This window comes from Paraglaciecola sp. L1A13 (assembly GCF_009796745.1).
Lineage (GTDB): Bacteria > Pseudomonadota > Gammaproteobacteria > Enterobacterales > Alteromonadaceae > Paraglaciecola.
The window spans coordinates 298,739-312,118 of sequence record NZ_CP047024.1; the positions used below are offsets into that span (position 1 = coordinate 298,739).

General features: G+C 38.6%; 8 protein-coding genes. 2 read left to right on the plus strand and 6 right to left on the minus strand.

Annotated elements, in window-relative coordinates; translation table 11 throughout:
- Positions 1-76: 76 nt before the first annotated feature.
- Together GQR89_RS01225 and GQR89_RS01230 are read left to right on the plus strand one after the other, a co-directional pair.
- Entirely contained in the window at positions 77-1,972 is a 1,896-nt protein-coding gene (locus GQR89_RS01225; protein WP_158768370.1) for an acyltransferase family protein, read from the plus strand.
- Between the two features lie 84 nt (positions 1,973-2,056).
- Positions 2,057-2,950, plus strand: a complete 894-nt coding sequence (locus tag GQR89_RS01230) for a glycosyltransferase family 2 protein (RefSeq protein ID WP_158768371.1) — start codon at positions 2,057-2,059, stop codon at positions 2,948-2,950.
- Positions 2,951-3,091: 141 nt separating this feature from the next.
- Here the strand turns inward: GQR89_RS01230 and GQR89_RS01235 are convergent, their stop codons facing one another.
- The 6 genes from GQR89_RS01235 to GQR89_RS01260 form a co-directional block, all read right to left on the minus strand.
- Positions 3,092-4,048 carry an acyltransferase gene (locus GQR89_RS01235; RefSeq protein ID WP_158768372.1) on the minus strand — a complete coding sequence of 319 codons (957 nt, stop codon included), beginning with the start codon at positions 4,046-4,048 and terminating at the stop codon, positions 3,092-3,094.
- Positions 4,049-5,398: 1,350 nt separating this feature from the next.
- Positions 5,399-7,720 (minus strand): hypothetical protein, encoded by a 2,322-nt coding sequence (locus GQR89_RS01240; protein ID WP_158768373.1) that lies wholly within the window; start codon positions 7,718-7,720, stop codon positions 5,399-5,401.
- A gap of 277 nt (positions 7,721-7,997) precedes the next feature.
- The gene (locus GQR89_RS01245) at positions 7,998-8,411 is read right to left on the minus strand and encodes a 3-phosphoshikimate 1-carboxyvinyltransferase (RefSeq protein ID WP_233269046.1); all 414 of its coding nucleotides are present in this window, start codon (positions 8,409-8,411) and stop codon (positions 7,998-8,000) included.
- Between the two features lie 632 nt (positions 8,412-9,043).
- Positions 9,044-10,441 (minus strand): TolC family protein, encoded by a 1,398-nt coding sequence (locus tag GQR89_RS01250; protein ID WP_158768374.1) that lies wholly within the window; start codon positions 10,439-10,441, stop codon positions 9,044-9,046.
- Positions 10,441-11,469 carry an efflux RND transporter periplasmic adaptor subunit gene (locus GQR89_RS01255; protein WP_158768375.1) on the minus strand — a complete coding sequence of 343 codons (1,029 nt, stop codon included), beginning with the start codon at positions 11,467-11,469 and terminating at the stop codon, positions 10,441-10,443. The genes GQR89_RS01250 and GQR89_RS01255 overlap by 1 nt, the downstream gene beginning before the upstream one ends.
- Complete coding sequence (locus GQR89_RS01260) at positions 11,466-13,142, minus strand: ABC transporter ATP-binding protein (RefSeq protein ID WP_158768376.1); 1,677 nt, start codon at positions 13,140-13,142, stop codon at positions 11,466-11,468. Before GQR89_RS01260 ends, GQR89_RS01255 begins: the two co-directional genes overlap by 4 nt.
- Between the last annotated feature and the right edge of the window lie 238 nt (positions 13,143-13,380).

The window sequence follows — 13,380 nt, forward strand, 5'->3', positions numbered from 1 at the left end:
AAATTGCTCATTATTGAGCGTTTCATTGTTATTATTTATTAGCTAACTCCGTTTTTTATTTATAGGTTGGACTATCATGGAATTTAGAAAAGATATAAATGGATTAAGAGCCATAGCAGTCATAGCCGTTGTGCTATTTCATTTTGATGCGTCTTGGATGCCAGGCGGTTTTGCGGGTGTAGATGTGTTTTTTGTTATCTCTGGTTTTTTAATGACAGGAATAATATTTAGAGGTATTGAAAAAGAGAGTTTCTCCATATTAAAGTTTTATATTGCTCGCGCGAATAGAATTATTCCTGCTTTAGCAATACTGTGCTTAGCCTTGCTTGTATTTGGTTGGTTTTATCTTACTCCATTCGATTACAGAGCTTTGGGTAAGCACATTGGCAGTAGTTTGACTTTTGTATCCAATTTCATATATTGGATGGAAGCTGGGTATTTTGATACCGCGTCGCATGAAAAATGGCTATTACACACTTGGTCTTTATCGGTTGAATGGCAATTTTATATAATCTACCCATTAGTCCTTGTTGCTATGCGGCAATTTATGTCTTTAAAAATGATGAAAACCGCAATTTTGTTGGGAAGTGTTTTTGGTTTTATCTTTTGCGTTATTGCTACTTACCAATGGCCTAGTACGGCATATTATTTATTACATACTCGAGCTTGGGAAATGATGATTGGCGGTGTTGCTTATTTGTATCCATTTTCCATACAAGAAAAAAGAAAAAAATTGCTAGAGTGGATTGGCTTGGCCTTAATCTTGGGCTCTTACTGGCTTATCTCAAAAGATAATCCTTGGCCTGGTTATCTTGCAATCTTCCCGGTGTTCGGTTCATTTCTTATCATTCAGGCACAACGTAACAACAGTTTTATTACTAGCAATATTGTGTTTCAGAAAGTAGGGGCTTGGTCTTATTCTATCTACTTATGGCACTGGCCTTTTGTGGTCGCTATTTATTATTACTCACTGGATAGCATATTCATATATTTTGGTATTGCACTGTCGATATTTCTTGGTTTTTTGAGTTACAAATATATTGAGAAAATTAAGTTTAGAAATGATTTTACTAGCGTATTTGGGTACCTAAAATGTAAGCCTGTTTATTTCTTATGCATTACCGGATTTTTAGGCTCTTTCATATTTGTAGAAAATGGCATCAATACGCCTATCAGAAGCATTGCTAATTCTGAAGAAGCAAAATATGTGTCTATTTATCACACAGAAAATTACAAAAAATATCTTCCGAAAGCATTTATGGAGCAGTGTAATTTCTTCGATGCAGAATCTCTTAGTGCAAAGGTTGATGATATCTCTGAGACTTGCACTACAAATGGTAAAGGTGGGATATTTATTTGGGGTGATTCACATGCACAAGCACTTTCTTATGGTATTAGAAGCACATTCCCGAATGTTCACATTAACCAAGTCGCTAGTTCAGGTTGCCGACCGCTTATTAAGAAAGATAATGAATCTGTAGAGGAATATAAACGTGCTTGTGATAGGTCAAATGATATGGCAAAGCATAAAATATTAGATATTGAGCCTAAAGTAATTATTTTAGCTCAACGTATTGATCATGATAAAAATGATTTTAATGAAATACTTCAATATTTATATGAGCATAATTTAGGTGCTAAATTAATTTTAGTGGGACCGGTACCACAATGGCAGCCATCCTTGCCCACTACGATTGCCCGGAGACACTTTAATAAAGATGATAGGGTAATTAACGATCGCTCTTTTAATCGTAATGTTTTGAGAATTAATAGTCAATTACATATAGATTATGATAATTCAGAAATTGAATATTTCTCTATGATTGATCAGTTATGTAACAAGAACGGTTGTCTAGCTAAAGTAGATGACAAAAATACCCCATTAGTATTTGACTATGGGCATTTGTCGCTTAAAGGTTCCAAATATGTAGTAGAAAATATGATGAAAGATATAATTAGCAGTTATTTATGATTTGTTATTAATTTCTATTTTACAGTGTTTTACAATTTGTTGTATTTCAGTTTTATGCTGAAGTAAATTTGAAATAGGTACTAAATGATTAATGATATTGGTCCAGTTTCTGTTGTTATCGTTACATTTAATAGTACTAGTGTAGTTAGAGCCGCAATAGAGTCAGTAGTAAATGAAAAGTTAGTTTCGAATATATTTATCGTCGATAATGCAAGTGTTGATAATATTTCTGATGTAATTGACTCTTTTGGCACCGCCAAAATAAAACTAATTAGAAATGCTAATAATTTAGGATTTGGCGTTGCAAATAATATTGCCCTTGAGCAAATAACAACACCATACGCGTTGTTGCTGAATCCCGATGCAGTAATGGGGAAAGGCGCATTAGATACTTTAGTCAAAAAATCTGCGCTTTATGCTCAAGCTGGTATTCTTAGTACTGCAATTTTTTATGAAAACGGTTATTTACAAGAGACATATCGACGAAATTTTCATCAGAGAAAGATCAGCGAAGGGAATTTTCTGCGAGCTGACGGTGATATCTGTGCTGAATTTCTATCTGGTGCTGTACTGTTTTTCAATATGAAAATAATGAAAAAGGTAGGTTTCTTTGATCCAAATATTTTTTTATTTTTTGAAGAAGATGACCTTTGTATACGCACCAAAAAAAGTGGTTATGAGTTAATTTATACGCCAGATGCCAAAGCTTTCCATATCGATGGAGGGTCTTCAGGAAGCAGTGAAAAATTAAGTTTTTTTAGACAATATCATATGACTTGGTCGTATTTATATATTTCAGGAAAATATCTAGGTAAAGGTCATGCAAGGTTTCTTTCTTTGGTGTATTTTTTAAAAGGATGGCTAAAATTAATTTTTTACTACGCATCCAATAAGAGTAATTTAGCCTGTTTACAAAGAGCGAAAATCGCTGCATGTTGGGATTGTCTCTTTAATGCTAAGAAACGTTCTTCATTATAATGTAAGCGAATTGTCTATTATTTGAAAAGGGACTTTCCTCGTTAATTATCGTGTATTAGATGCGCGTTACCGTATAAATCTGTGGTGTTAAATGCAGTTAAATAAATTCCATAAAATTTTCATTAAATAAGCGTTGGCGATTTAGAGTATAAATTTCAACCGTTTATTGATTTTTATAATGAAATATGAAACAAATGCTGAGAGTAAAATAGTAAATAACATTACATATGTAGGACTAAGGGCGGTAATTTTTTGCAGTATAATCAGAATTAATACGTGTATAAAGTATATAGACGAAGAATATAATGCGATGTTTCTATTCGTTCCGGGGATGTTAGCTTTAATAAATAATATAAATATTATTGGGCAAATTAAAATAAGTGAAAAATAATTATCAAAATATCCATCCCTATTTTCTTGGAGAAAATTAAAATAAGATTCACCTAACAATGCACCTATTGCAAGAATACTTAAGATAAATGAATGTTCTAAAGATATTTTGCTAGGAAGTGAATGTTTATTGATTAAATAGCCCGTACAAAAAAATGGATATGCTAAAAATATCATATTCCGATGCATCTGATTTGTGTTAAACAATTTATCTAAAAAGGTTCCTTCAAAAATGTGATAATTTCCTAAGTATTGTATTATCACTCCAGAAAGGAAGGTTAGTATGATAGATATTATTAGAATAGATGACGGCAATTTTCGAAGTATCAGTAATATTACAGCTGCCCCAATCATTCCAGCAATATACCATAAATGATAATATCCAAAAAAAACAACCTTAAGAAGCTTCGCATAGGAAATAAAAGACATATCTGGTATCGAAAACCAAAAGTATGAATAAAATACCATCCATGTAATATATAGAATAAATACTCTTCTAAGCCATTTTAATTGTTGTTCTTTAATTAGGACGTAATAAAAGAAATATCCGTTTATTACGAAAAAAACAGGGACTGCTATTCTAAACATACCATGGACGGTAAGATAATTACCTAATGGTGATAAGTCCATCATAAAATTAGCATGTATGCCCACCACCATAAACGCCATGATTAATTTTAGGACATCCAAAGCAATATTTCTGTTCATATTATATATATTCCATTACTAAACTTTCAGTGTCGTTTATCTATTTTTTTCTTAGTATAAAAATATAATACAATAAAATATTAAGAACTACATCAGAATGTTATGACATATTTTCGTCACTCTTGTCTTACAGAATTGATATGCTTCCGTTATGTAAATATAATGTTTAAAAAAGATAATCACGTTTAATTAGTATGTTATATAGTAGGTCTAATTCGATGTTGTTAATTAATGACTTGTAAAAATGCCATTAGCTAATTTTTTTCACTAAAGTAGTTCTTCTCTTGTAGATGAATCAATCGTTTTCTTTTCTAATTTTTAGTGTGTAATTGATTGTAGACTTTAATTTTGGTTGGTTTCCAAATTTGCGGGAGCTAATTATTTATTGAATATATGCAGTTGTTAATGGTTGCCGTAATCCAGTACTAACTTGTATCGCATATCGCATATTGTATTTTTCTTGCTGCTAAGAAGAATATCCAGTTATCGATTTTCACTTAAGCTTCAAGTTTCTTAATGTTCTTTTGATCGGGGTATTGTCTCAACAATTTCTCTAGCGACGCACGCTGTGTGTCCGTTGATAACGCCAGACCTGTTGCCTGAATATGCGACTTCGGCTTCCGATTGATGAGGTATAGACCAGTCTACAATACGTTTCGTGTATAAATTAATTACAACCGCTAGTCACCCAGCCAGATATAGGTGGTATCACCACAGCCGACACCTGTCGCATTTTGATACATCAAACTCCATCGTAATTGATTTTGTATATTGGGTGCTCAACCGTCGCAGTTTTATATGTACACGAATAGGTATTTTACATATTAGTACAAGCTCTTTCATTAACATGCGCGCGTTGAAACGGCCAACATTTAATCTTGCTCTTGCATCATCTCGAAGATACTTCAGTTTCATTCAGAGCTTTGGCTGTGGTTAATTGACTTGTTGACTTTGATGAGCAATGTCGTGAGCTCAATATTCATTTTTTGTGCACGTTGGTGGTGTTCATAGTGGATACTATGAACAATATCAAAGACGCAGAAGCTTGTTTTTAACTTCTCATTCGTACTTAATTGATCAAACTGGGCGTGCAGTCGAGTCCGTCTGATATCAAGAGAGCGGAAGTTTATTAAAAATGAATTTTTCTGTTCTAGTGCTTGCGCATTCGACAGGCTGCCATCACGGTGTTGTTATTGCGTAATCCACCGGGGAAGAGCTGCTTTTAATTTAAATTCTGGTGAAAAAGTACGTCTTTGCCACTTCATCGAATAAGGTGGTAAAACTACTACCTTATTCGATGCTCGTGATCATTAAACCATTGCACGGTTTTGTTGTGGGGCGATATTTATTTCACTGTTTTACAATTGGACTTTCCCATTCCGCTGACCATGCCTCAGGCATATTTAGCGCGCCAACTGCCTTAACCATACACCGAATTTTTGCACCCTTCTCGTTAGTGCTTAGTGTGTAAGACGCGTTTGACGAATAGGTCAAAGGGTATCCATCGGCAAACCAATAGTAACGAGCATCTTTCACCCCTTGTAAATTAGCAGTGCATGTTATCGTGCTTCCAACGGATGCATCGCCAGTGATTTGCGGGGCGGCGATAAAAGGTTCGGTAAAATGAGAAATTTGCGCAGTTTTTTGCAGCACTTCCACAAAATCCACAGTAAATTTCTGCTCCCCAATGGGTTTGGGCTGTTCGTCTTTCAGGGCGTAATCAAATTGGATATCCATGCGCTCAAGATAAGTAGCAGGGGTTCTACTGCGCCCTACCTCAACCCATTGATCTTTGCCATTTTGGTCTGGCACGGTTACATTTATATAGGTTAAGTCGTTATCTATTACAAATTCCCAAGTGTGGTATTGACCATCCCAAAAATAGAGTCCTCCCGGAATGTTTGATTTAGCTTCAGTTAACTCGCCACCGTACGCCTTGTAACTGTTGGCGCTTTTATTATTTTTTGCATAAATGTTGTCCGTTAAATGACTATAGTGATAGTGACTTGCGAGACCGTTTAACCATTGGCCATTTTTACCGTCAAACTCAAACCAATCCACTTCTATGCGATTAGATGTTCGCCAAAATAGCCACTCAGTACCATAGGACCAAAAGGCCGGAAAAAGGCCAGGTGCTAAGTCTTTTTGAGGGATATTGGGGAACATTGCGCGAATTCTAATGACTTTAGGGCCATCCCAAGTGTACCCGTGGCCCATATCGTTAACCGAATAAAAAGCGCTTGCAACCATACTGTTGCCTTTGGGAACCAAAGATAGAGTCTGCTTTTTAGTTTCGGCATTATGAGCATAGGCATCGGGTTCAGTTCCCGGAAGTGCTAATGGAATAGAAGCACCTACTGCCGTATTAAAACCAGGGGATTGCCATAGGTTTCCTTCGCCGGTAAAACTTCGCGTAATGCGTTTACTCCGAAAATCATCGTAAAAGACGCGCTCAAATGTTTCCGTGTTGACTGGTTTATTGCCCGCATTACTCTTTCGAAAGATGGAATCTTGAAGCGATTGGCCCCATTGCGTCCAAGCCTCATCGTCATGAACATAGCGATGGGGGTGATCTTCTTCATCAAGCACGGGGTGTTGTGAATAGTAAGGATGGTTCTCAGGTAGTTTTTTTTCAAAACTCAAACGATGGGCAGCCCATCCACTCATTTTGCGTATCATTGCCTCAGAGGGCTCAGTCGTACCTAAGAGTAGCGCGTCTAATGCCCATGCACTGTTATCATTCTGCGTGCTACCAATGACGGTTGTTCCTTCGTAGATACGAGGCGCTGAATAATAATCGGGTTGTTCAATATCAATATCGCGACCATTGACTGAGGCGTACATTCTGCCGTAGCGCATACCCACAACGACGACATTCCAACTTTTACCATCGATGTAAATATCTTTCGTTGTCAAAACGCGCTTATCTAAGCCGCTTTGTGCTTGTCCTACGTATTCAACATTTAGCCCCGTTTCTTTGTTATACCAAATTTTTGGTGATGATTGGCCTGCGCTATTACCACGATTGATATCAACCAGCACGGTTGTATCACCAGCGCCACTCATTCCATCTATCCGGAAGGTAAAAAGACACCAACGGTAGTTCCAACGGGCGTCTTTTTGAACGCCCATACTAAGATACTGCCCTGAGTTAGCCGCAAATTCTATTCCGTTACGGACCGCATTAAGTTGGGGTTGTTTATCTCTATTCTGCTGTGTTAAACCGGTTTTGTTTACCGTTCCTCGGGAGGATAGTGCTGCTACTTTACCTAGTGGGGCATCCTCTTGAAGGGCTGACGTGGAAATCCATTCAGAGTAGATATTAGGTGACCAAGGTATTTTTACTGAGCTAGCAACGACTTTGTTACTATTTGTCAGTTGTGATAATGGATGGCGGCCGCTCGTTTGTTCAAGTACTGATACCTTGCCGTCATTATTCGTATCAAAGGTTGTTTTGATCTCAGGGCTGATGTTTTGCAGCACATCAAGCATTGCTTTTCGTTCGACATCGTCATAAAGGCCGTTCTCGTCTTTATCAAGGTTTCGTGTTCCTTTTATAGTAAACTCAGCTTGTTTTTGGACAAGAGGCTCTTTATCTGTATCACCAGCGCTGCATTCGAGCGCAAGAATCCCTATGGTGGCCATGCTTAATAAAATGAAATTACGGTTCATAAGTACCCTCTAAGTAACGGTCAAAAAAATACACAAAGTATAGACCTACTAAGCTTATTATGGACTAGGTTTATTATTAAATGTGGATACTTCGGGTGGTCTTAGCCAAAAGAGATAGAAATTAACCCTATTAGCGAAAAATAATAGTGTGTTGATATATGGAAACTATTTTACTGATCCTAAAGAAAGTCATAATTTGAAGCTTACAGATAAGCGTTAATAAATTTACGCTGCGTGCTAAAAATTTGCTTCTATGACTGACCATAACAGGCTTTCACTACCATAACGCTTTAAACCAACTCCAAATTCCCAGTGAAAAATTTTCGAACAAATTAATGCCTAAAGCCGACTTAAGTAAATACACAACGAGTAACCCTACGAGTACACAGATAAAAATAAATAAGCTAACAAAAAGTGTAATCGTAAAGGCTGATACCGCCTTTTCAGTACGGGATAAGTCTCTGTGGTTTTTGCCCATAAGTAACACATAGTAGATTTTACTGGGTGAGAAGGGCAGGGCAACAGTTCCGCGAAAGTCTATTTTATGCTTTCCCCACTGGCGCGCACCTAAGGCTAGCTTCAAGTGCAATAATTGATCATCTGAAAAACTTGTTGCCACGTCGTCAGGCATTCTACTTAGCAATTTCTGTATTGCAGGTTCATTTTTAATCTGAGGTTTACTTTGCGTCACGTAGGTATCCATTTCGTTAAAAGTATATAAAGACACGCGGTTTTTTAACTGGTTATTACTTTAAAATATAACCTGCATACCATGTTTTCAGGCATTAACTTTACATGAAAACTTAAAAAATTTATATTTTATAAGTTTTTTCTACCACGAAAGGAAACGAATTAGTGCTAGTTATCAGATAGTTGAAATTAACGTTTGTTAGCGCCTTGTTAGTTTAACTAGATTATTCATACCAGTTTGGGATTATATCGAAAACGTTTTATGTGGAAGTTAAGCAACCTTGAAGTTTTTACTCACAACGTTGAATAAAAATCAATTTTGCTTTCCGTAGTTAAAGGAAGTCTCCTACAAGAAACAAGTTTGTGAGTCGCTTCGACTTAGTAAGCCGTTAATAATGAACTAAGCACTTAAGCAAATTATTATCGAAAGGGTCGTGCAAAGGGCAAGGTTTGTGCTGTGTTACTCATTTTTGCTACTGTTTTAAGACTGCCTTGATGGACGAGGGTAAGTTTGCCTGCGCGTATAAAAGCTAAATTGCTGCAATGGTCATAAACCCTTATGCGGATCTAGTGCGCCTGTTTCAGCCATTGTGCTTAGGGGGCAAAGTTTAAATTGCTACTCGACGTGGGCGTTTAAAGTAGGGTGTGCTGAATAAACTCGTGATCTAGCTGGGCATTTAACTTCATTATAGCGAGCTCTTCTCTAAATACATTGATACGCGCGGTCAATGCTTTCAAATCCGCTTGGAACGCATCGACTTCTCGGTTATTAAGCATAAAAAAATCACTTGAACCAAATTCAAACTGTCGCTGTTCTCGCTCGAAAAGTTGACGTGATAAAACAACCTGTTTTTTCTGCATGTTATGCAAACGTTTGGCGTAGGTAAGGTTGATGAGACGTTCTTGTAGTTTGGCATCAATTGACTGTTGCAAGGCGTTGGTTTTCTGCTCTAAAGCATTGATTTCGAACTGTGTTCTACTCTTTTTTGCTTTCGCTTGTGAGCGCTCAAAAGGCATTGAAAAATACAGACCTATTTTAGCTTCTGTGTCTTGAAGTGACGTTGGGCCGGAGCCTATATCTCGCGCGAGTTTAGCCTCAACATCGAGCTTGGGTAACAGGTCGACTGTTGCGAGGCGCATTTTCTGTTTTAATTCCTGCATTTCGTAAGCTTTTGCCGCTAAAGCGGGGTGGTTTGAAGAGACCTCAGCATGCATGACATTTTTGAACGCAATTGGCCATGTCATGTTCGTTGCATCGCTTGAGGGGGCGTTTTGAATATCATTAAGCGAAGCGTTGCTATGCATGTAGTAGCGCAGTTTTTGAATGTTTGCTTGTACTTTGCGTTCAGCTGAGAGCAAAGTAACCTGCCGCTCTAGTAGCCGAGTTTCAAATTCTAACAGCTCAATTTCGGCAATATCTCCCTCTGCAACTCGTCTTTTAATACCATCTTGCCTATTAACACCTGCTTCGACCAACTGCTCTATTTTGTTATAGTAGCTCACGGATTCGACCCAGTCGAGATAGGCTAGAATTGCAGAATAGTAAAACTCACTTTGGGCAAGTTTTGCCTCTTCACTCCACATTTTGTATTTCAGGCGTGCACTCGCCATCGCCGTTCTATTCTTATCTGTGTCGCGGCCTTTTAGCAATGAAAGCTTCACGCCTAATGATGCTTCACCACCAGACAGGGTCGCGTATTGTTGTTCATAAACCGGAAAGTCACCATGTGAAATGCGGTATTCAGAGAAGATCTCTGCATTATATGCTTCGAGGGGTTTTGAGAACTTTTGTGATGCTTGCAAACCATCGTAGTAGCCGGCCACTCGCGAAAAACTGTTGTGATCTAGTTTTGCGTCATAGGCCCCATCAGCGTATTGAATATCTGCGCCGTATTGGCCTGTCGTGGCATCAAGTGCCAGTATTTCAGGGTGGTTATCAGATACAAATGACAGATATTTTTGCAATGTTAATGCTTGGGATGGCACAGAAATACCAAGTAAAAACGTGGCATAAGCCAGTGATTTATACATTAGGTCGAGCCTTCTTGGGTTTCTTGAACACGCACGGGAGGGAAATTATTTAATTGTCGCCATAACTCGTACCCTAACCGTACTTCTTCAAGTAGTATCCATGCTCTGACTCGGCTGCCTAAGCGAGCGCTTTCATGATCTGGCCACGCGACTGTGGTATTGACTTGCTCAATCCAGACGGTGAAAAAACCAAATTGGTCAGCGACAGGTTCGACAAATGATACTACTCCCTCAAACGTTCCCACTGACATAGCAGGCCAACCACTAAATTGGAATGTTGGCCAACCTTCAAATTGAATCCTGACTTTTTTGCCTTTTGTGGAAAGTGCTGCATCAAGACCGCTAATCTTTATACTGATTTGTCGTTCAACGTTTGCCGGCACAAACCAGCCTAATATGCTTCCTGAGGTGACATAAGTAGCGCTTCCGCCTGACTTCATTCGAACGACTGTGCCGTCCATTGGGGCATATTTAGTACGGGTTTCTTGACGAGCCAATGTCATTTTAAGTGTGTCTAAATCTTCTTCTGTTTTAGATGCTTCCGCTTTAAGTTTTTCGAGTGCAATTTCAACCGCTTCGACATCCTTTTGAGATACCAGCCCTTCTTGGAGTAACTTTTGCTGGCGTGAGAGGTTACTTAGTGCGTTTTGTACTGAGATTTTATTTGAGACATAACGCTGATTAGCGGCAACTTGTTGAGAGCGTATCTTTTCTAGCCTGTCAGAATCCACATCGACTAAGGTAACTATGGGTTGACCTTTTTTAACACTATCGCCTTCTCTTACATGCCACTGCTCAATCTGGCCGTTAAGTAAAGCTGAGATAGGTTGAATACGGTACAAAGGATCTGGCGAGTTAACGGTGCCTGTGCCGTAGGCGGTTTGCACCCATGGAGTGAATGTTAATAGCAGCACTGCGGCGATCACTAGTGTTATCACAAGCCAGATAATTGTTTTGTGGGTTTTTGGCACCTCTAAATGTTGTAAGGTTTTCATTTCTCCCATGAAATCGTTATGAGCGTTACTCATGGTTTATCTCCTGCGCTGCTGTGGCCACTATTTATGGGCTCTTTTTTACTTTCTAGCGCAATAACTCCATTTAAAAAACCGGTAGTTGGCGCATTTGAAAAATACAATACAGTCAGGTTAGTTGCTTCAATTACCTTTAATATTCTTTCACGTCTTGAAGTAGGAATAGCATCAAAGTGCTGGTTAATTATCAACACTTTTGGCTTAGAAAGCATGACGACCACTAATTTCAGCAGTATGAATTCAAGGGGTTGTAACGGCGTACCCACCGCGGATATCGAGGTTTTTAGTTTAAGCGGCAGGGAATTAATGATATCCGTAAGGCCTACTTTTTCAAGGGTGACGTTTATCTCATTGGTTGATACATCCGGAGCACACATTTTAATGTATTCTTCGATGGTGCATTCAATAATTAGCGAGCGGTCTAACACAAACACGGCTTGGCGCAGATCGTAGGTGTCGTAATCAGACAGGTCGTTGTTATCAAGGTTAATCCAACCGGATGCGGGGGTTTCGTAGCGCTTGAGTAAGTTAACTATGGTGCGCTGGGTCCAATTAGATTGGGTCGTTACAAAGTACTTATCGCCCTGAGCGATATTTTTGTCGATAAGGCATGATTCATCTTTACGCTTGATAATTACATTATTGAAATTTAGCGCACCGCCAGCAGGCGCTGGCTTAGATGTTTGCTCATATGCTTCTTGGGGCATGCTAATAACACCACCAATTTTATCTGCTGTGCCATACAACTCGTAATACAATTTTAGGTAATTACTGAAGTTAGAAAGCCCTAAAAATACTGCAGCCATAATCAATTCTGCCGCGACAAGTTGCCCGATGGACAATTGCCCGTCTATGACTAACCAGCCACCTAAGCCAAGTAAAGCAGAGCTTGCCAAGGCATACAGCACCAAAAACATAACGACTTGTTTAAAGGTGAACGAAAAATGGCGAGAATGGTTATCTACATACTCTGACACGTAGCGCTCGGTTTTTTTGCCTGCATAATCGAACTGAGAAGAGGATTTTAAGAAGTCGTTGGCCGATGCCAAGTTACTTAGCCATTTCGCGGTGGAGTACTTTGATTCAGATAAGCGCACCGCTGAAATCTTGGCTTGGGTCGACCAGAGTCGCCAAATGATATACATAATCAAAATTACGCATAGATTGAACGCGAGTAAAAACGGGTGATAAAAAGAGACGAGGGTGAAACCGACAATCATCTGTAATATCAAAGCAATACCATCAACCATCAAACTAGGTACATTCTTTTGCAATGTCATGATGTCAAAATAACGATGAGTGATCGAGGTGTTTTGACTACCTTCAAAATAGCTATGGGGCGCCAATATAGTACGCAGACTCAGATCAGCCACTAAACGCGCATAGACACGCCGTTCGTAATATTCCATGACACGCATGCGCAGGGCTGCGAAGCAACCTGACAGAAGTAAGGTACTGAACAAAACAATAGCAAGGGTGATCACCGCGCGCGTTGAAGCAATATTGGCGATTGTGTTTATTAAGGTTTGTACTGCAATAGGCACGGCTAACGTTAGCAGGCCGATAACAACGCTATAAGCGATGACAACAGCGAAAAATGAACGTTCTGGCTTTAACAAAGCAAATAACGTTTGGCGCAAGTTAACTAGGTCAATATTTTTGGAGGACATTTCGGGCTCGTCTTTTAATATGTCAATACACGGTCAATTTCAATGTTGTTAACGTTATAAAAACTGAGCTATCACAAGCACACTATTAAAGTGACTACAGGTTAAAACTAAAACCAGCTTCACTTTAATTAGCTTACTGATTTATTTCAGATATTTAAATGGTTGTATCGCTATTGAGCAACTAAATCAATTATTTAGGTGCAAAATTTTACGTAAAAGGTGATCTTTTCGTTCATTC

What these genes read in the sequence shown, in the direction of transcription:
- GQR89_RS01230 (WP_158768371.1), top strand. Translation starts at nt 2,057, where the DNA reads ATGATTAATGATATTGGTCCAGTTTCTGTTGTTATCGTTACATTTAAT.
- GQR89_RS01250 (WP_158768374.1), bottom strand. Translation starts at nt 10,441, where the DNA reads ATGTATAAATCACTGGCTTATGCCACGTTTTTACTTGGTATTTCTGTG.
- GQR89_RS01225 (WP_158768370.1), top strand. Translation starts at nt 77, where the DNA reads ATGGAATTTAGAAAAGATATAAATGGATTAAGAGCCATAGCAGTCATA.
- GQR89_RS01240 (WP_158768373.1), bottom strand. Translation starts at nt 7,720, where the DNA reads ATGAACCGTAATTTCATTTTATTAAGCATGGCCACCATAGGGATTCTT.
- GQR89_RS01260 (WP_158768376.1), bottom strand. Translation starts at nt 13,142, where the DNA reads ATGTCCTCCAAAAATATTGACCTAGTTAACTTGCGCCAAACGTTATTT.
- GQR89_RS01235 (WP_158768372.1), bottom strand. Translation starts at nt 4,048, where the DNA reads ATGAACAGAAATATTGCTTTGGATGTCCTAAAATTAATCATGGCGTTT.
- GQR89_RS01255 (WP_158768375.1), bottom strand. Translation starts at nt 11,469, where the DNA reads ATGAGTAACGCTCATAACGATTTCATGGGAGAAATGAAAACCTTACAA.